The organism is Paenibacillus sp. FSL M8-0142 (assembly GCF_038597315.1).
GTDB classification, from domain to species: Bacteria; Bacillota; Bacilli; order Paenibacillales; family Paenibacillaceae; genus Paenibacillus_AQ; species Paenibacillus_AQ lactis.
This window is the reverse complement of sequence record NZ_CP152008.1, coordinates 2,840,759-2,859,075: the sequence shown is the minus strand read 5'-3', so window position 1 is coordinate 2,859,075 and position 18,317 is coordinate 2,840,759. Positions and strand designations below refer to the sequence as shown.

17 protein-coding genes are annotated in these 18,317 nt (G+C 50.7%); 2 read left to right on the top strand and 15 right to left on the bottom strand.

Going from position 1 to position 18,317, the window contains the following annotated elements:
- Positions 1-51 precede the first annotated feature (51 nt).
- The 12 genes from NSQ46_RS13465 to NSQ46_RS13410 form a co-directional block, all read right to left on the bottom strand.
- The gene (locus NSQ46_RS13465) at positions 52-1,761 is read right to left on the bottom strand and encodes an extracellular solute-binding protein (protein WP_342576849.1); all 1,710 of its coding nucleotides are present in this window, start codon (positions 1,759-1,761) and stop codon (positions 52-54) included.
- Positions 1,762-2,036: 275 nt separating this feature from the next.
- Positions 2,037-2,828 carry a TSUP family transporter gene (locus NSQ46_RS13460; protein ID WP_007130203.1) on the bottom strand — a complete coding sequence of 264 codons (792 nt, stop codon included), beginning with the start codon at positions 2,826-2,828 and terminating at the stop codon, positions 2,037-2,039.
- Between the two features lie 17 nt (positions 2,829-2,845).
- On the bottom strand, positions 2,846-3,595 hold the full coding sequence (locus NSQ46_RS13455; RefSeq protein ID WP_341341870.1) for a fused MFS/spermidine synthase: 750 nt from the start codon (positions 3,593-3,595) through the stop codon (positions 2,846-2,848).
- A 194-nt stretch (positions 3,596-3,789) separates the two neighbouring features.
- On the bottom strand, positions 3,790-4,374 hold the full coding sequence (locus NSQ46_RS13450; protein ID WP_341341869.1) for a GNAT family N-acetyltransferase: 585 nt from the start codon (positions 4,372-4,374) through the stop codon (positions 3,790-3,792).
- Between the two features lie 201 nt (positions 4,375-4,575).
- Positions 4,576-5,034, bottom strand: coding sequence for a hypothetical protein (locus NSQ46_RS13445; RefSeq protein ID WP_260987210.1), 459 nt, complete (start codon positions 5,032-5,034; stop codon positions 4,576-4,578).
- A 25-nt stretch (positions 5,035-5,059) separates the two neighbouring features.
- Positions 5,060-5,602 (bottom strand): TlpA disulfide reductase family protein, encoded by a 543-nt coding sequence (locus tag NSQ46_RS13440; protein ID WP_244152704.1) that lies wholly within the window; start codon positions 5,600-5,602, stop codon positions 5,060-5,062.
- An 8-nt stretch (positions 5,603-5,610) separates the two neighbouring features.
- Positions 5,611-6,138, bottom strand: a complete 528-nt coding sequence (locus NSQ46_RS13435; RefSeq protein ID WP_341341868.1) for a MauE/DoxX family redox-associated membrane protein — start codon at positions 6,136-6,138, stop codon at positions 5,611-5,613.
- A 25-nt stretch (positions 6,139-6,163) separates the two neighbouring features.
- Entirely contained in the window at positions 6,164-6,808 is a 645-nt protein-coding gene (locus NSQ46_RS13430; protein ID WP_342576848.1) for a hypothetical protein, read from the bottom strand.
- Positions 6,809-7,163: 355 nt separating this feature from the next.
- Positions 7,164-8,615 (bottom strand): carbon starvation CstA family protein, encoded by a 1,452-nt coding sequence (locus tag NSQ46_RS13425; RefSeq protein WP_341341867.1) that lies wholly within the window; start codon positions 8,613-8,615, stop codon positions 7,164-7,166.
- Between the two features lie 147 nt (positions 8,616-8,762).
- Entirely contained in the window at positions 8,763-9,500 is a 738-nt protein-coding gene (locus tag NSQ46_RS13420) for a LytTR family DNA-binding domain-containing protein (RefSeq protein ID WP_007130211.1), read from the bottom strand.
- A 20-nt stretch (positions 9,501-9,520) separates the two neighbouring features.
- Positions 9,521-11,278: a LytS/YhcK type 5TM receptor domain-containing protein gene (locus tag NSQ46_RS13415; RefSeq protein ID WP_341033188.1), complete on the bottom strand. Its 1,758-nt coding sequence runs from the start codon at positions 11,276-11,278 to the stop codon at positions 9,521-9,523.
- Positions 11,279-11,515: 237 nt separating this feature from the next.
- Complete coding sequence (locus tag NSQ46_RS13410) at positions 11,516-12,109, bottom strand: GNAT family N-acetyltransferase (RefSeq protein WP_341033187.1); 594 nt, start codon at positions 12,107-12,109, stop codon at positions 11,516-11,518.
- Between the two features lie 292 nt (positions 12,110-12,401).
- Here NSQ46_RS13410 and NSQ46_RS13405 point away from each other — a divergent pair, with 292 nt between their 5' ends.
- Positions 12,402-14,801: an Ig-like domain-containing protein gene (locus NSQ46_RS13405; RefSeq protein WP_341341864.1), complete on the top strand. Its 2,400-nt coding sequence runs from the start codon at positions 12,402-12,404 to the stop codon at positions 14,799-14,801.
- 223 nt (positions 14,802-15,024) lie between these two features.
- Here NSQ46_RS13405 and NSQ46_RS13400 read toward each other — a convergent pair whose 3' ends face one another.
- Positions 15,025-15,735, bottom strand: coding sequence for a hypothetical protein (locus tag NSQ46_RS13400; protein ID WP_007130215.1), 711 nt, complete (start codon positions 15,733-15,735; stop codon positions 15,025-15,027).
- A 304-nt stretch (positions 15,736-16,039) separates the two neighbouring features.
- On the opposite strand from NSQ46_RS13400, the gene NSQ46_RS13395 reads away from it, so the two are divergent.
- Positions 16,040-16,495 carry a GyrI-like domain-containing protein gene (locus NSQ46_RS13395; RefSeq protein WP_144868836.1) on the top strand — a complete coding sequence of 152 codons (456 nt, stop codon included), beginning with the start codon at positions 16,040-16,042 and terminating at the stop codon, positions 16,493-16,495.
- A gap of 78 nt (positions 16,496-16,573) precedes the next feature.
- Here the strand turns inward: NSQ46_RS13395 and NSQ46_RS13390 are convergent, their stop codons facing one another.
- A complete protein-coding gene (locus tag NSQ46_RS13390; protein WP_040738692.1) occupies positions 16,574-17,164 on the bottom strand; it encodes an HD domain-containing protein in 591 nt (196 codons plus the stop codon).
- Between the two features lie 490 nt (positions 17,165-17,654).
- Positions 17,655-18,302 (bottom strand): FusB/FusC family EF-G-binding protein, encoded by a 648-nt coding sequence (locus NSQ46_RS13385; RefSeq protein WP_213615327.1) that lies wholly within the window; start codon positions 18,300-18,302, stop codon positions 17,655-17,657.
- Between the last annotated feature and the right edge of the window lie 15 nt (positions 18,303-18,317).

Genomic DNA, 18,317 nt, shown 5'->3' with positions numbered 1-18,317 from the left:
TAGGTAACAGGTTCGGAGGGAGTAACGACAAGGTTCTCCCTCCGGCCCGGATTATCGCTTCGCCTGTTCGTACCACTCGTTGACTTCTTGCGTGATTTGATCCCCGCCGAGCTTTTTCCAATCCTCTACGAACTGGTCGAAGGTGTCGATGGATTCGCCTAAAATAATCTTGACGAAAACCTCGTTTTGCATTTTTTCGAGCGTCGTCTTGCGCTCGACCATCGTCGGCGTCGGAGCGCCGACGAATTTTTCCTGCAGGAATTGGTCGTTTTTATCGTATTGGTCGGCGATTCCCATGGAGCCCTGTTCCCCGTATATCCGTTCCCAGCCCCATAGCGCAAAGCCGTCGGATGAGCCCGATTCATAAGCTTCCAGTTTTTCCTGGATCGTCTTGGCCTCTCCGGTTAACTTCGAGAAATCGCCGGCCTTGCGCGCAGCATCGATTTCCCGGAATGCATCCACGTTCTTCATGACCGGATACGGCGTGACCGGAGACAGCTGCCACACGCTTTCGGCTTCCGGCGGCGCAAAGTATTTATCGAATTCGGCGGTTTTCCCCCAGTTTTTCTCGAGATGCAGATTGAACATTTTGATGACGGCTTCCGGATGGGCCGCATCCTTCTTGACGGCGAAGAATCGGGTGGTGCTGAATTTGAGCGGCACCTTCGGTGCTTCCCCCGATTCGGATACGATCGGGAACGCTTGCCACTGCGCATTCGGATCGTTATCGCGATTCAGCTGAAGCGGCCAGATGGAATTCCACTGCTCGCCGTACTCCATACCGATCTTGCCGGCCGAGATTTGCTCCGAAACCTTGCCTCCGTCTTTGATACCGAACTCTTGGTCGATCTGTCCGTTTTTGGACATCTCTTGCAAAACCTGAAGCGCCTTTTTCACTTCCGGCTGGATGCTCCCAAAGACGAGCTTGCCGGAGTCATCCTCGATCCAAATGTTAGGGTAGGCATTATATCCGGCCATAAATCCCTCAAGCCCCATCGCGCCCCCCCATAAATCCTTGGTAACGCCAAGTCCGTACGTATCCTGCACACCATTCCCGTCCGGATCGTTCTCCGTAAACGCTTTCGTTATGGCCAGTACGTCAGCCATCGTTTTCGGCGGCGCAAGTCCCAGCTTCTCCAGCCAGTCCGTCCGGATCCAGATGTACATGGAACGCTCGATCGAGGATTCCAGTTGAGGAATTGCCATCAGCTTTCCGTCGAACGTAGCGGCGTCAAAAGCACTCGTCCCTTCTTGAAGCAGCACTTCCTTCGTCATTGGGGAAGCGTACGTTTCGTAAAGTTCCGTCATATCCATGATTTGGTCCGAATCCGCCAATTGCTTGAGCTGGGTGGCGTTGACCGGAATCACGTCCGGAAGGTCGCCCGAAGCCAGCGTCACGTTAATTTTCTGCAGGTATTGGTCGGAGGTTGGACTGCCTTTGACCACCCATTTGTACTTGACTTTGATGCCAAGCTCCTGCTCATACAATTGCGTCCATCGATTGTTGTCGATCGTTTCGTCTTTAAGCACGCCCAGCACGTTATTTTCCACGACGTCGCTAAGATCCCTTACGAACGATACCTCGACTGGCGGATCATATTTGCCGAAAGGGCCGTCATTCGCTACGGTGCTTGGATCGGTCTTGGCATTTTCGTTTGAACTGCCGCTGCCGGACCCGCTGCCTCCGCAGGCCGAGAGCAGGAGTGACGCCATGAATAATACGGATATCGCTCTCCGCCATACTGAATTCCTTTTTTGCATTTGCATCCCCCGTTCCAATGGATTCAAGATCTGTACTTGGTTACGCTTTCATTATGGAATGGCGTGCATTCCGTTACAACGTTCATCTTTTTACTTTGCTTCTCCTTCATTTACCAACTCCACTCGGCACCTTGATAATGTCTAGACGTATAAAGGTTTTCGTGAAAATCCAGTTGACCCCTGATATGTACTTCGCTAAGCATAGAAAAAACCAACCAGATCACCCGGTTGGCTTAAACAAACGTAAATGGGCTCAACGCAAAAACCCGGACGCTCTATCCTTTAAACATCAGCCGGATCGCCACGATGAACAAGCATACCGACAATATCCGCACGATGACGAGCCCCGGTATTTTGGAGGCAAGCTTGGCACCGATTTGGCCCCCGGCCAGCGCTCCGATCGCAAGCCAAATGAACGTCCCCCATAACACATGGTCAAGCACGACATGAGAGATGGTTCCCACCAGCGAGGAGAGCAGAATCGAAAACATGGACGTTGCGGTGGCGATATGCGGCGGAAAGGCCAGAAACAGGATCATCGTAGGCACCATTACCGAGCCGCCGCCGATGCCGAACAAGCTGGAGATGAACCCGACAAAAAGCGCAACCCCGGAGCCGAACCACAAATTGAACGCATAGCGATGCTCGGCGCCGGAGGCATCGATGAAGTTTCTTGTCACCGTCGGCCGGAGGAAGCCGCCCCGGCTCTGGGTCGGCTTGAAGTTGATCACAACCGCCATCAGCATCAGGAAGAGTCCAAGCGCTATAAAAAAGACGCGGCTGCCCACAATGCTGGTTGTCCAGGCACCCAGCACAGAGCCCGGTATCATGGCTACCGAGAACGCCAGGCCGCTCCGGTAATCAATTCGTTTTTGCCTCGCATAGGCCCATGTGCTGGAGATCGCACTGACGAACAGAACGGCCATTGATGTGCCCGATATCTGGGACACCGGCATTGTATACATGAGGGCCAGTACCGGCACAATGATAAATCCGCCTCCAAGGCCGGCAATCGCCCCGCTCACCGCGGCCAGCATTCCAACAAGCACCAGCAAAACATATTCCATATGTATTCCATCCCTTCCTACGGACGATCCGTTATCACATAGCCCTGTTCAAGAGTTGCCTCCCGGAAGCCGGCCATATGACGCTCCTGATACAGAATAGGGCGCGCGGCTCCGATGAGAATGATATTTTGAATATCTGTGCGGCGATCGGACAGACGAAATGCCTTCGTATTGGAAAACACTGTATGGAGCGTCGTGTGGATCGCACGGATATAAGGGTCCCTTGTTCCTCGTCCAATCAGGTTCATAATCATAATACCCTGATCACGCAGCCTATCTGCCGCCATCATGAAAAATTCCGCAGAAGCCAGATGCCGCGGCGTTCCTTCCTTCGTAAAGGCATCCACAATAATAACGTCCAAAGTATCCTGAGCTTCCCTCTCCAGCAGCTCGCGCCCATCGCCAATTCTCACGGATTCAGCTTCGCTGCCGAAAAAGGTGCGGGCCAGCTCCGCCACCCGCTTGTCCACCTCGGCTGCCGTTATCCGCCTATTCGCATAATGGCGGGCTATCGTCCCGATGCCGTGCCCGATCAGGAACATGTCCTCGAAATCCGAATGATTGGCATCGATCAGGTGAATGATCGCTCTCGGGTACTCAAAGACGATCCGTTCCGGATCGTTCAGATCCAGCACTCCCTGCACCGCATCATCGGAGAACTCCAGCACGCGGAAACGCCCCTTCACGCCGTATAGCTCCTCTGTATCGTACACCTTCAATTCATGAACTTCACTCGTATCATGGAGCAATAAGCGCACCTTCACCATCCCCTTCGCGCCGTTGATTCTGACAGGATGATCCTCCTGCAGCTATCTTATTGTACACCCGATCGGGGACCCTCACACACAGGATTATGAAAAATATCGCTTTACGAGAAGAAGGCCCCCCCAATCTCTGGGGCGGCCGCAATCATATCCACCTGTCCATGGCTGACCATTTGGGTCGTAACTGTGACACGCGCTTATGACTCAACTTTTTCGGAATCGACACTATTTCGAAATGTGATGGAAACGTCGCCGAGCGATCTTCTCCAGATCATATGATGAAGGCCTTCGCCCCAATAATCCTGCAGGAGAACATCGGGTTCTCCAAACTTTTTCTTCCAGATGCTTTGGGCCGCAGAGTATCCGCTGTCCAGGCAAAATTCCCGGTATCCCCGCTCCATCATCGACAACCAAATGACGTTTAAGAGCAAGCTTCCGATTCCCCTGCCCTGATAATCCGGATGCACGAAAACGGTCCCCACCTCCATGATGTCCTGTTTGTTCCATGGAGCGTGCTGCCGGATCATGGCGTTTGGCGGCCCATATTCAATCGTGCCTACGACATGGCCATCGATCAGGGCAATTAGAAAGTACCGCTGTTCGCCTCCTGATTCCAAATCACGATTCAAGTATTGAATTTTCGATTCGATTTCCTGTTCGATATCCTCATCCAATTCCGACAGGCCTTCCTTGGCGAACGTATCGGTTACAACGATTCGAAAAAAATGCGCAAGCGCTTCGACATCAGCGTATGCGGGTCTCCGGATCTCAATGTCCTGCATCAGTCCCTCTCCTTATTCCCTTCATCAGCTCACAACGAATCGTTGCGTTCATTAACCTCGCTGTTTCTCCAATTATATCCTTAAAACGAGGACAAATCAGCCGAATATAAGGAATTGACGCTCTTAGAAAATTTGAGCGCGGCGGCATCCCATCACGACGTCGTGCGTCTCGCTGGATTGCATGAACACGCGGCCGATGCATTAATATGTGAAGGTCGATCTGCACGCGCAAATGATATATCTGCCATAAATATGTGCCCCTTGGTAGCAGCCTTTCATCCCGAATTCGGGATGAACATATTGCGAGATGCAATCCTGGCATTTGGCCCGTTGTCCGGGCGGATCGCTTGTATACCACCAGCCGGACGGATAAGGACACAGCCCTTTGCAGTCCGTAATAACGGATTTCGGCGTGCAGATGATATAATCGGGCGGACAGGAAGCATCTGCTCCGCAGCCGCTGCAATATTGACCGTGAGGCGGGCGGCATGGCCCGGCGGCAAAGGAAATACGAACCAGCTGCTCTTCGGGTCTCAGGAGGACTCTCGCCAGCAGCTCCGCTGTTTTTTGCGCGAAACGGTTCAAAATCGAGACTCGACTCGCTTTCCGGGTCAAGCGGCTGATCACCGTCTGGGCTTCTTCATCTTTATTTGCAGGCATGCGCCACACGCTTATCACCTCTTATTCAGGAAGCTATGGTTGCCTTCACGTAGGCTTCCAGCTGTTCGCGGCTGTTGACCAGTCCCTTGTGCCTGATTACGCCGCTGCCGTCAACCGCATAGGCATAAGGCGTGACTTGGACATCCAGCTGACGGGCAAGCTCGGAGGTAACCAGGACGGCTTCATCCTCGTAGCCAATCGTCGAGATGTACGATGCTGCATGCTCTGCGGATGAGAATAACAGAAGGACCGGCTTGACGTGGTGCTTCTTCGCGATGCGGGTAAAGTCCGGAATAATTTGTGCGCACTCTTTGCAGGTCGGCGATCCGAACAACAGGATGGCGGCGGTTCCGGCTAAGCCGCTCGTCGACCACGAGCTCCCTTGCAGATCGGTGGTGACGGCATCGGGAAGCTTGCGGCCGACCGGAATGCCGGATTGGTTGACGCCCCGGGCGGTCCCCATCACCATAATTCCCAGCTGTCTGAACAAGACGAGGTTAAGTAGAACCAACGGTACAACGAGGAGCCATAGAACAATATAGGAGATCCAAAAAAACGTGTTCATCATGCCCTCCTTTACCTCTGTTTGATGTACGGAGCATGCGGGGCGGCGAGCTCGCGGTATATCCGGATGGCATGAACGGCATCCGGTATGCCCACGATGACAAGCAGCGATACCAGGAGCAGCATGCCTTCCAGCAGAAATCCGTTCAGGGCGACTGCTTCTCGATAGTCAAACCATGCCGGATTGCTCCAGGCCATGCTGAGCAGTCCCATAAACCCGTTAATAGCAATGAGCGGCCACCCCAGCCGGGAATGAAATTGCGGACCGAGACAGCCGCAGTCTACCCTTCCTTTCTTCCGTATGTAATAGACAACTCCGATTCCCTGAACAAAGTATAGGACCGAAAGCAAGACAAAACTCATGGATGAGGGATATCCGTAAGTCATGGTGACGGCAAGGAACTGCAGCAATACAAGCAGCGCGTGCAGACGGGGACTGCCAGGGAAACGGTCCGGTTCGCCGAAGAAGGCGCTCCAGATGTAGCTGGTAACCGATAACAGCATGGGGAAGGTGGCGGAAATGGCAGCAATTTCATACATCGGAACGGCAGCCTCCCTTCTTAAATTAGGACAGAAGAATCCATAAGATGGATCCTGTCAGCAGCACGTAAGATGCGACTAGCCGCACGGCGCTAAGCAAGGTGCGCTTCAGCCATCTTTTTTCCAGCAGCATGTGGACGACGGACCGGATCAAGGGGAGACTAAATACAGTGCCCCGTATGAATCCGAAGCATATTCCCGCCAGGAGACTCAACCACCAAACCGGCGCAAATATCGATAATAGCATGTATGCATGAAACAGGACGCCGGCTTGAAGCGTAATAAACCCCATGCCCAGAATATGGCCCCAGAGCGCTGCGGAACGGTATCCCGCCTGCCGAATCCATTCCGACGGCACAATGAAATTACCCGAGGGCAGAAGTCCGGATTTATTAAACAGCTCTAACAGGATGAACACGGCAAACAATATGACGATGATTGCGTTATACAATGGCCCCAACGGGGTTAGAGACAGCAAATAATTGACGCCGCCGATCGCAAGCCCGGTCACCGCTCCTCCCAGCGTGCAGGAGAGCACATAGACGAGTGCATAAGCGGCTTTGTCCACCTTCGTGTTATCCAGGCTTCCAAGCACGTTCAACCCGCAGGTGGTATCGACGCTGGCAACCGCAGCGCTTGCGGCAAACAGGAACAGCAGCATGGTTAGCATCTTGCACACGCCCCCTTCACCATTTACACGTTTCTTTCATCATTTTATGAGCCGGTCGGATTGATTATATGTATAATTTCGTCAGGATGTTTGCGGGAAGCTTCTTGCAAGAAGTCTAAGCTCCTTATCTAATGGAGCGGGCAGCGATGAAGACGGTTCTGCGTTAAGCCGGATGACATCTCGGTCGAATGGAGCAGCCATGCGATCGGTATAATGGCACCAGGTAAGGGAATGAATGAGGGTTTGACCGATCACGGCAAAAAGGCACCGCAAACGCAGGCTGTAACTAACCTGCCGCGGTACCTTCAAACCATGGACTATAGATTAACTTGTGGATCCGTTTAAATTGTAGCTATCATGCAGCCTTGTTGAAGCCGGAAACATCCACATCCAGCGGAAGCTTGGCGGCTCGGGCTTTTTGTGCGGCTTTAAAGAAGATAATCACCAGAACCGCACTGATGACTGCGCCGACGATGTAGGAAGCGTTCATGGACAAACGGAAGCCGATTTGCGCGTTCAAAATATACACCGTCGTTGTGTACAGCATCATGGCGCCGGGAATCAGGGCCACCCAGAAGTTTTTGCGTGCGATGTATAAATACATCGCCCCGACAAACAGGGCAATCACGCCAGTCGCCTGGTTAGCCCAAGAGAAATAGCGCCATAGAATGTTGAAATCGATCTGCGTAAGCGCTATCGAAATGACAAAGAGCGGAACGGCAATGAGAAGCCGGCTCTTCATGCTAAGCTGCGGCAGCTTGATATAATCGGCAATGATCATCCGCGCGCTGCGGAATGCCGTATCGCCGGACGTAATCGGCAGAACGATAACCCCGAGCACAGCGAATGTACCAACAACCGCCCCAAGCGTGACCTTCGCGACTTCGCTTACGACAAGCCCCGTGCCGCCTGTTGCGAGCAGCTCATTCAGACCGGTCGAGCCGTGGAACAAGCTCATTGCCGCAGCAGCCCAGACCATGGCGATAATCCCTTCGGCGATCATCATGCCGTAGAAGATTTTGCGGCCCTGCCCCTCGCGCTGGGTCGTGCGCGAGATGATCGGCGTCTGAGTCGCGTGGAACCCCGACAAAGCTCCGCACGTAATCGTCAGGAACAGCAGCGGGAAGATCGGCAGATTGTCAGGATGCATATTGGTAAATGTCAGCTCGGGAATCGGCGCCTTCTGGATGATCAGCATCGCCCCGACGCCGACAGAGGCTATCAGCAGCAGCGCACCAAAGATCGGGTAGAAGCGGCCGATGATTTTATCGATGGGCAGCAGCGTTGCCAGGATATAATAGCCGAAGATGGCAACCGTAATCATCCACAAGCTGATAGAGCCATTCATCAGGTTGTGAAGCAGGCTTGCCGGCGAGGTGACGAATACCGTTCCTACCAGAATCAGCAGCAGAATTGCAAAAGCGTTGACTACATGCTTCATGACTTTGCCCAAGAATTTCCCGGCAAGCTCAGGAAGATGGGCACCGCGGTTGCGAATCGAGATCATGCCGGTCAGATAGTCATGCACGGCTCCCGCGAATATGCAGCCAAATACAATCCACAGAAAGGCAACCGGACCGTATAAGGCTCCCATGATGGGCCCGAAGATCGGTCCGACCCCCGCGATGTTAAGCAGCTGGATCAGCGAGTTTTTGCCCGTACTCATCGGCAAGTAATCAACGCCATCCTGATTGACGTAAGCCGGCGTGGACCGCTCCTCTTTGACGCCGAATAACTTCTCAATATATTTTCCATACGTAAAATAACCGAGTATTAACAGCAGAATCGATACGATGAAGGTAATCATATCTATCGCCTCCTCCTTTGGAATCGCTTACATCGATTATAAGGAAATTCCTGCGGGCAGGAGGTAATTTGCGATTAACATGTCGTTTATACGGATTAAGATGCACAAAGTGCAGGCTAACATGCAAGGGAGTTTACGCAGGTCGTCCTATAGCTCCAATGCCTCACGAAAGGCCTTGGCGTAATTGCGGCTCACGGCCAGCAGCTCGCTGCTCCCCTTCAGCTCCAGCTGGTAGGCGCCATTAAACCATGGGACGAGTCTTTTAGCATATTTAAGATGAACGATGTAGCTTTTATGGATCCGAAAGAACGGGTACAACCGAAGCTTCGCCTCCAGCTCCTTGAGCGGCGTTTTCACATGAAACTCCCGATGGACGGTAACAATCTTGGAAAACGGATCTTCCCGCGATATATAAATAATGTCATCCGGATCGATAAAATGAATCTGCCCCTCCTCCTCCAACGACAGCTTGCCGCAGGATTTCAATGGCGCTGGCGATTGCTGCCTTGGCGATAGGATCGCTCTCTCCAGTCTTCGAACCGTCTCAGCCAGACGATCCTCATCGATGGGTTTCAGCAGATAGTCTATCGCCTCATACTGGAAGGCATCAGCGCCAAACTGCGGATACGCGGTGGCGAATACGATTTTCGGCGGCTTCTTCATTTCCTGCATGGCTTCGGCGGCCGCAAGTCCGTTCATGAGCGGCATTTCAACATCGAGAAATACCGCGTCGGGCTGCAGCTGCAGCGTCTTCAGCACCGCTTCTTCCCCTGATCCCGCTTCGCCCGTCACTTCAATGGAAGGGTACTGCATTAATAGAAATCCGAGCTCCTCCCGGCTGTATCGTTCATCATCCACAATGATGGTTCTGATTCGGTCTGTCATGATGCGCGTGATCCCTGCCTTTATCTAAACTTATCGTCAGCTGCCGAAGGCGCCGGCGGTATATGGAATACAACCTCGGTACCCTCTGACTCCTTGCTCTTAATCTTTAATGAAGCGGATCCCCCGTACATTAACGTCAAACGCCGGTTAACGTTGAACACGGCCATTCCGGTGCCGGATGTGGATTGCATCATCTGAAGACCGAGCTGCCGCAGACGTTCAGCAGGAATTCCTTCTCCGTTATCCTTGATCGTAACGGTCACGCCGGACGACGGCTTGCCGGTGATCCTGATGCGAATGATGCAATCATCCGTTTTGTTCCTGAAGCCGTGCCGAATGCAGTTTTCCACGAGCGGCTGCATCGTCAGCGGCGGAACAATAGCGTTCAGAGCCGACTCTTCAACCTCATATGAGATCGCAAGCTTATCCTCGAACCTGGTTTCTTCGATGCTCATATAGGAACGGATATGCTGCAGCTCCTCTTGAAGCGTCGCTTTCTCGGCAGCAGCTGCCGATAAGTTCTGACGGATATAATCCGACAAGCTCCGAAGCAGCTTGCGCGCTTTCACTGCATCAATCCTCGTTAGCGACAAAATCGTATTGAGCGCGTTAAACAGAAAATGCGGATGGATCTGTGCCTGAAGCGTCTTGATCTCGGCCTCCCTGGCCAGCTCCTTCGCTTCGGCAAGCTGAGCTGCTTCCAGCTGATAGCTTAGCAGCATACTGAGCCCGGACATCAGCTCCGTGGTAACATGCGTAATATCCTTCTTGCTGGGGAAATAAAATTTAAGCGTCCCGACCGTCTCCCCTCCCTGCTTCAGCGGACCGACGATCGCCGCGCCAAGCGGACAATCCCGCATCTGGCATTGGATCTGATGCCGGTCGACAATCAGCAGCTCCCCCTTCTCGATAACGTGCCGGGTTACCTCTGTCTGCAGCGGGCGTTCAGGCGCATGGTGATCGTCTCCTATGCCGATATGGGCCAGGATGACACGGTCATCGGTCATCGCGATTGCGCTTGCCTTCACTTCCTCGAACAGAATCCGGCAGACCGCTTCGGCCGATTCGGGCTTCATGCCCTGCCGCATGTAACCGAGCGTCTTCCGGGCAATCCGAAGCGAGGTTTGGGCCTGTTGGGCTGCAGCCTTCTGTTCTTCATTGACTACGGATCGGATGATCAGCAGGAACAAGGCGCAGCCGATCCCATTGGCCACGATCATGGGAACCCCGATAAAAGCGACCAGGTTCAACGCCTGGTCGAAAGGCCTCGAAAGCAGCAGAATAATCAGCATCTGCAGCGACTCTGCCAGCGCTCCGAGGACTAAAGCTGCGGAGACGCTGATCTGCTCGTTCTTTTTCCGAAACAGACTTGCCAGGATGCCTGCCAGCATCGTCGCCAATCCGCAGGCAAGGCTTGTAAAGCCGCCTAACGTGAAGCGGTGCAGGCCTGCAACAAGCCCTGCCCCCAGACCGATCTTCCATCCGCCGAACAGCCCCGCCATTGCAATACCAACCACCCGTGAGTTAGCTATGGCTTCTTCCTCGGACACCTGGAGCATCCATTTATTCACGGCAAGCGACTCTGTGCTGACTGTAATGCCGGTATACGTTCCGACAATGCCCAGCACCCCGAAGACCAGAACGGCCTGGAGCCGCTGAACGGAGGACAGCTTGTCCTGGCTCAGCATCGTACGGAAAAATCGCAGCCGGGTCACGATAAAAGCGATCGTAACAATAATGCCGATCCTTTCCGTCATCGTGATCAGCAATTCGAACATGGCGTCACCTCAGTTCATATCCCGTTAGTCATAACCATCGCCTATATGCAGTATACCGTCAAGACTGCGCTCCATACCAGCCTCAGCGGACTAAAGAATACGCGAAGCACACAAAAAGCCCCCTTTCGCATAGGTCCCTATGCGTCCGAGGGCAACTTGCAGAAGTGCTCGATTAACACGGTTTCTTAATTATCGATCAATTTCAATCAAAATTTATTTCGTGCAGAAGCTCGGCGTTTAATCCTCCGGTGTCCACTCCATATAAATGCGGTATTTAAACCCTACAACTTCGGCATTGCTTTCCGCTTTCCGCTCAATCTCTCGGAACCCTAATTTCGAGTAAATCCGATGTGCGGCTTCGTTGGCATCGGTAACCTCAAGAACATAGCGGCGATAGGGCAGCTTCTCCACTACAAAGTTCAACAAACCAGTGGAGATGCCCTTTCCGCGATTACGGGTCAATGTCGCCACACATTCGATATACCCCGTCTTGTCATCGTAAGGCAAAGCGGTATTAAACTCATTTTTCATGACATGGTAAGCCAGTTCCCCCGTTTGCACGCCGAAAGCGTTCCGAAGCGGCTCCAGTTCGACCGGCATTGCCCGCTGCCGATTGTTGGAGCAAGCCAGTATACCGGCAACCCTGCCGTTGAGTTCGGCCACATAGAAGACCTCGGAGCTAAACAGATCTTTGAAGGCGGAAATGAGGGTCGAGCGGTCCTTCGTGAAATAAGATAATTCCTCATAATACCCATCCACGAATACCTCAGCCACCTCATACCGTACGTCACGACCCGCTTCGGCCATATTATAAATCGCGATTGAATCCATCCATCATTCCTCCTGTCCAAGAAAATCCTTTCAACCAGCTGCACATCCTATTCATCCAACGTTCGTTTAAGAACAGAATACATAACATTCCGCCGGGTTTACACCGTCTTCAGAATAAAATGATGATCCGTCTAAAGACGGATAGGCGGCGGCAGTTCTAAACCTCTAATTTCGAAATAATTAAAAGTAAGCGCTTTAATGATGTTCATATCTGATTTCTTGCATCTAGCGTTTAAGGCTGCCGGGTTGGTCAAGTACGTTTATACATCTCAATGACAAGGGTGTGAAAAGAATGTTGAAAAGCTCAAGGTTTCGCAAATGTGGACTCTTGTTCCTGACGGCAATTCTGCTCGCTGTCTGTATTCCCCTCCCTTCTGCCAAAGCGGCAGCGCTTATCACAATTGATTCTCATCAGGATGGACAAACCATTCAGCCGGGTAAAGCCGAGTTGTCCGGCACCTACTCCGGCGTCTATGATCTCGAACTGATCGTGAATGGTAATATGGTGGAAGACGTCCACATGGATGATCCGGACGGTGATGACAGCGGGACTTGGTCTTATTCGCTTGATACGACTCAGCTGGACGGGGCCATAGAAATTGTCCTCAAATCCAAAGATGTTGTAACCCGGTACGGAGTTTGGTCTCCATGGATTTACTTGAACGTAGATAATCCCCCGGCGAACATACCTCAAGTTCAAATCGTAAGTCCTGCCGAAAACACACGGCTTCGAAATAAAGTCGACGTCCAGATTTCAGCCGTAGGCAAAAATCCGATTTCGCGCGTCGAGCTCCGAATCGACGGGGGCGGGTGGATCCCGGTTCTGCCGGCCAAGAAAGGATATTTATATACCTGGGATACCCGTCAATCAACGCAGCCGGTCCACAGCCTGGAAGCCAGAGCAACCGATACGCACGGCAATACAGGCTACAGCTTATCCGTCTATGCGCAAACCGGAATTACTGCATCCGGCAGTATTTCGGCTGCCAGTGCTGCCGTCACTAGCGACGTTTACGGGGATGAACCGAACTTTGGCCAGGATCGTGCTACGGTAATGGACAGCGTCTATTTGGAGTCCGTTCCCCCAGAAACCGTTACGGAACATGTATACGGTCCGGATCAACCCCTTCCCGATCAGGACCGAGCAATCTGGATATGGGAAAATGCCTCCTATCCTTTGGTGCTGAACCCGAATGCGCGTTATTCACTCGCTGCCATGGCGAAGGATACCGCTACCTTTGATCAGCGCCCCATCAAGACGCTGTATCTGGCAGTCGGACAGTTTCAAGGAGCCATGATGCTGGAGGATTATCGAAATGAAGTGCAGCGGTTTATTACGTGGGCGCATGAAGAAGGCTTTGATGTGCAGGCATTGATTGCCGGCGGTACCAAGCCTCCCTACTTCGGGGCTTACAGCCGTTATCATGCACAGGCGGTTAAGGAATTCGAGCAGGTATTGAATTATAATCTCGCCTCCGAAGCATCCGCCCGGTTTGACGGAATCAATCTGGACACGGAACCGTATATCCTGCCTGATTTCAAAACGGCAAAGCCCTCCGTACAAATTCAGTATCTGGATATGCTGAAGCTGCTCATGTCACGCAAAGACGCGTCCGGACTTTCGCTCTCGGTCGGGGCTGCGATTCCAAGATGGTATGATTCTTCGGCGGATGCCAGCAATATCACCTGGAATGGGGAGACGAAGTGGTTGTCCGAGCACATTCAGGACACGGCTGATTACATCTCCATCATGAATTATCGCGATCAGGCCGAAGGTTCTGCAGGCATTATTGCCCATGCCGTAAACGAGCTGGCTTATGCCTCCAAGATCGGGAAACCCAAATCCGTTGTGATCGGAGTAGAAACGAAAGACATCGCCGATGGCGGAGATCCGGAGACCATCAGCTTCCACGAGGAAGGTCGGCTCTATATGGAGCAGGAGTTAAATAAGGTTTACGCCGCTTTCGAAAGCGATCCTGCATTTGGCGGCATTGCTATCCACCACTACACTTCGCTGGTCGACTTCCCGAGTGAGTGGGGGCCTAACGGATTCAAATGGCAGCCTCCAGCAGACAATGAGCCTCCCGGCCAAGTCGGCCGGGTATCTGCGGCCGCATTCGATTACCAGCGGATCGACATTCATTATGATATGGCCATGGACAACAGCGCCGTGAACGAATACCGGATCTATCGCGGCACCGATGCAGCATTCGAGATTGGACCGGATACGTATGCAGGTTCATCGAAGACCCTATCTTTCGAGGATACCGGGCTGCTGCCTGGCACGACGTACCACTACAAAATAACGGCCGTTGACATCAGCGGCAATGAAGGATCACCCAGCGCTGCGGCAGTGGCAACGACCGCTCCATCCGCAATGAAGCCCATGATCATTGACCATATGGCCATTCTCTATAATGAAGGCGTCGCTACGGTTACCATCCAGGTCGTTGACATGGAGACGAAGCAGCCGATACCCGCTGCTAAGATCAGCGGACGGTTCACCCATATGGCTGGAAAGTATGTGCTAGGAGTGACAAATACGGATGGCATGTTCACCTCCCGTTCTGAACTCATCTCTCTGCCGAGCGGCGAGATCGGTTTTCTCCCGCGGCGCATCATCGCAGACTCCTATTATTGGGCAAGCGCATATGATCAGCACCCCTACCCGACCGTCATTTGGGAGCCTTAAGAGCTTCTGGCAAAACAAATCGTTCTTCTGTACGAGTTAACGGCTTGATTGGCGCTTAATCGATCGGGATTTTAATCGAAGCAGTAAAAGGGACCGTTCCCTTCTCAGCAGAAGGGGGAACGGTCCCTTTTCATATAGGAGTTATTTCAACTCTTGGTTCATGAACACCAATCTGTCGATTCTTGATCTATCGTTCATATGTAAACCCTGTCCATTACAGGTTTTACGAAGATATATCCTCCAGCAATTCTTGAAGACGCTGCTTTTCTTCAATTAATCGCTCAAATGCGCTTCGATTCAAATTTATCGCATTGATTTCAGCAAGCGTTTCATTCAATTCCGCGGCTCGCTCTAAATTGAATTCGATCTCAAGCTTTAATATGAGTAACTTCGCATATAAAATCTGAGACATTTCTTCTTTTTTACCTGTAAGTCCTTCAATGATTTTATATGCGGTTCGATAGTCGTTTTTAGAATGCGCTAATGTATATGCGCTATAGAATCGTTTTTCAATGGTAGAGGTACCCGTTGAATGTGGATTTCCTCGACCTTCCCTTTCTTTTTTTTGCCCTATAATCAGATAATTCCCTGCAGGATCTACAAGATTAAAGCGAATATCTTCTTTATTGGTGCTTATTTTTGTAATTCTAGGCTCTCCGCTTCGGAACACTTTTCCGTATACCTTTTTTAAATTCGCTATAAATTCAGAGTATACACTTTCAACATCCTCAACAAGAATATAAGCGCCATTTATGGATTTTTCTTTTTCATAATTTTTCTGCCTCGTGAAACTCACCTCACCTATTCGATGCTTCACGGCTGCATATCCATAAGGAACGGATTGCATATAGGTTACGTCAAATCCAAGGGCTTCGTAAAACACAACAACCTCTTCTAGTGATTTGCAAGGAAAAATAGGAATCGTTTTATTCATTATCCCCCCACCTTTCTTACTGCATTTTTTAATGTACACTTCTATCGTACAACATTCGTGCAAATGATAATGTTTGGCTAAAAGTCATCAATTATATAAAGGGATCAACGTTGGAAAGCAGTCATCTGCTTTAACGATTCGTGGCAATGATTACGAACATGATGCGTTAGAAATCGGAGCAGCAAGGGGACCGATCGTTACCTCTGATAAATTATGAATGCATCGATAATTTCCTTTAGATATTTTTTATAACATGTTAGCATCAAATTGCAGCACCCAATTTACCAAAGAAAGGGAAATAAAAATGACGAATATGACCGTCGAGCATCTTCCAACCTACCGTATTGCCTATGTACGACAAGTTGGCCCGTACGGCCCTGCCAATGCCGAGGCGATGGAAAAGTTAAAAGAGTGGGCTATGGAGCGAGAGCTTCTCACAACCTCGGCCATCCTGTTTGGAATTCCGCAAGACAATCCCGCAGCAACACCTCCCGAAAATTGCCGGTACGATGCCTGCATTGTCATTTCGGAGGATTACGAAATCGCCGGATCCATCAACGAAAGCGAGCTCGTTGGCGGAACCTATGCCATTTGCAAAATCAAACACACCGCTGAAGAAGTACAAAGGGCATGGAGTGAAGTTCTCCCCTTTATTCAAAGCAAAGGCTATCAAATGGATAACAGACCGGTCATCGAAAGATATACGGGTGAAATGATAACCAATCATTCATGTGAAATTTGTATCCCCATCATAGCCTGACAGATTATCATGCCGCACCTAAATAAAAGAAGAACAAGGGGTTATCGGCAAGCGATCCCTTCTTGTTCTTCTTTCGATTTACGATTTAGCCAATATCCCTTGTTCAACGGAGCTTTCGATGATGGACTGCGCCACTTCCCATAATGTCCTTGATCCATTCTTGATCTCTTGATTCCGGTTGATGACCTGCTCACTTGTAATCTGATATTTCTGCCAGGTATCTCCCTGGTTTAAATGATTATGGATAAGCGGTTGTAATCGATCAAGTGAGGAAGCGAACTTGGCTTCGTCCGTCTCCTTCCTCTCAAATTCTAACCATAGATTCATAAATTCCTCTTCCTGCTCTGGCGGAAGCATGCCAAACAACCTCTGGGCTGCTTGCATTTCCCGTTCAAACTTATCACTGTGCCCGGCCGTATCATAAGCGAATGTGTCGCCGGCATCGATTTCGACCAAATCATGGATAAGCAGCATCTTGAGCACTTTGAGGAGGTCGATCGAACGGTTGGAATGCTGATGCAGCACAAGGGCCATCATTGCAAGATGCCACGTGTGTTCTGCATCGTTCTCGAGCCTTGGCCCGTGAATAATCTTAGTTCTTCGTTCAATGGTTTTAAGCTTGTCGATTTCAACAATGAAATTGATTTGTTCTTTAAGCAGGTTCTCCACCAGAATTTCCCCTTTATCAGTTCGTGTAGTATTGTTAGCGTGTTCGTAAAAATAAACTACCATGTGCCGTTCTTTATGTACTTTGATTTTGTGCCGTCAATATCATTCTTCAATCCTATGGATGATATGAAGGGGGTGAGCCTAATCTTAAAAGATAAGGCTCACCCGTTTTTACTTATGCGCGATGCTTTTTGTGTTTCTCACACTTTACAATCACTTTTTGTCCAGGCTTGAGGACAATCACTAGAACCTTATCATGGTGTTTTTTCATGAAAAATCCTCCCTTCGAGAAAGATAATATAATATATGTAAATTTAAAAGAATGACTTAGACGCTATGGCAATTAAATCTTCGATTAGACTCTTGCAACGTTGTATGACTCCATCTTCGCGGCTGATGACAAAAATGAAGTCAATCGGAGCTTTGTATCGCACCTGGCCTGATCTATAGTAAAAGGCTGCCTTTGGGGCAGCCCTAACCTTATTAACGTTTATTTGCTAACTGAAAGAATAAACTTCTCCAATGATCCCGTAGCCGTAATGCACTGATTACATGCTTGATTGTCCATACAGACGTAATGACCAACCGAAGAGAAATTATCCGGTGAAGCGTAAGCAGATTTGGTTCTGACCGAGAAGTATGCAAGCTCTTGATGTCGATTGCAGAACAGGCAGTACCCCTTCTTGTGTGTCGGCGTTATTCTGCCCTCGATCCCGATGAACTTCCCTTCGAACGGATAGACAATGAACAAACGGCTTGTTGCAATATCCACCCAGCTCAAATACGTCGTATACCGAAAATCGATGGATCCTAGATCAGGCACTTTCAGTTTTTTATTTTTAGGGAACAGCTTCTGAATCTGTTTGACCGTAATCGGCGGATAAGGCTCCATATACGGCTCCAATGCGTTAAGATATCTTTGGAAATCATTGGCCGTCTCGAGAGTCGTGATCTCCTCAAACAGCTTCTTCTGATCCTGTGTCAGATCAGGGAATGCTTCCGTGATGTTCACGACGGAACGATATCTAACGGTTTCCAAGACGCTCCGATCCGCGGCGGTTCGTAGGGTCTTCTGAATGAAATCGGCTTGCTTTTTAATGACGTTGAATTGATGGTTTCTAATAAATGGTGTACTCACAGCTCTTCAGCCCCT

Coding starts and splice junctions, on each gene's coding strand:
- NSQ46_RS13465 (WP_342576849.1), bottom strand. CDS start 1,761: ATGCAAAAAAGGAATTCAGTATGGCGGAGAGCGATATCCGTATTATTC.
- NSQ46_RS13460 (WP_007130203.1), bottom strand. CDS start 2,828: ATGGAATATGTTTTGCTGGTGCTTGTTGGAATGCTGGCCGCGGTGAGC.
- NSQ46_RS13455 (WP_341341870.1), bottom strand. CDS start 3,595: ATGGTGAAGGTGCGCTTATTGCTCCATGATACGAGTGAAGTTCATGAA.
- NSQ46_RS13450 (WP_341341869.1), bottom strand. CDS start 4,374: ATGCAGGACATTGAGATCCGGAGACCCGCATACGCTGATGTCGAAGCG.
- NSQ46_RS13445 (WP_260987210.1), bottom strand. CDS start 5,034: ATGCCTGCAAATAAAGATGAAGAAGCCCAGACGGTGATCAGCCGCTTG.
- NSQ46_RS13440 (WP_244152704.1), bottom strand. CDS start 5,602: ATGATGAACACGTTTTTTTGGATCTCCTATATTGTTCTATGGCTCCTC.
- NSQ46_RS13435 (WP_341341868.1), bottom strand. CDS start 6,138: ATGTATGAAATTGCTGCCATTTCCGCCACCTTCCCCATGCTGTTATCG.
- NSQ46_RS13430 (WP_342576848.1), bottom strand. CDS start 6,808: ATGCTAACCATGCTGCTGTTCCTGTTTGCCGCAAGCGCTGCGGTTGCC.
- NSQ46_RS13425 (WP_341341867.1), bottom strand. CDS start 8,615: ATGATTACCTTCATCGTATCGATTCTGCTGTTAATACTCGGTTATTTT.
- NSQ46_RS13420 (WP_007130211.1), bottom strand. CDS start 9,500: ATGACAGACCGAATCAGAACCATCATTGTGGATGATGAACGATACAGC.
- NSQ46_RS13415 (WP_341033188.1), bottom strand. CDS start 11,278: ATGTTCGAATTGCTGATCACGATGACGGAAAGGATCGGCATTATTGTT.
- NSQ46_RS13410 (WP_341033187.1), bottom strand. CDS start 12,109: ATGGATTCAATCGCGATTTATAATATGGCCGAAGCGGGTCGTGACGTA.
- NSQ46_RS13405 (WP_341341864.1), top strand. CDS start 12,402: ATGTTGAAAAGCTCAAGGTTTCGCAAATGTGGACTCTTGTTCCTGACG.
- NSQ46_RS13400 (WP_007130215.1), bottom strand. CDS start 15,735: ATGAATAAAACGATTCCTATTTTTCCTTGCAAATCACTAGAAGAGGTT.
- NSQ46_RS13395 (WP_144868836.1), top strand. CDS start 16,040: ATGACGAATATGACCGTCGAGCATCTTCCAACCTACCGTATTGCCTAT.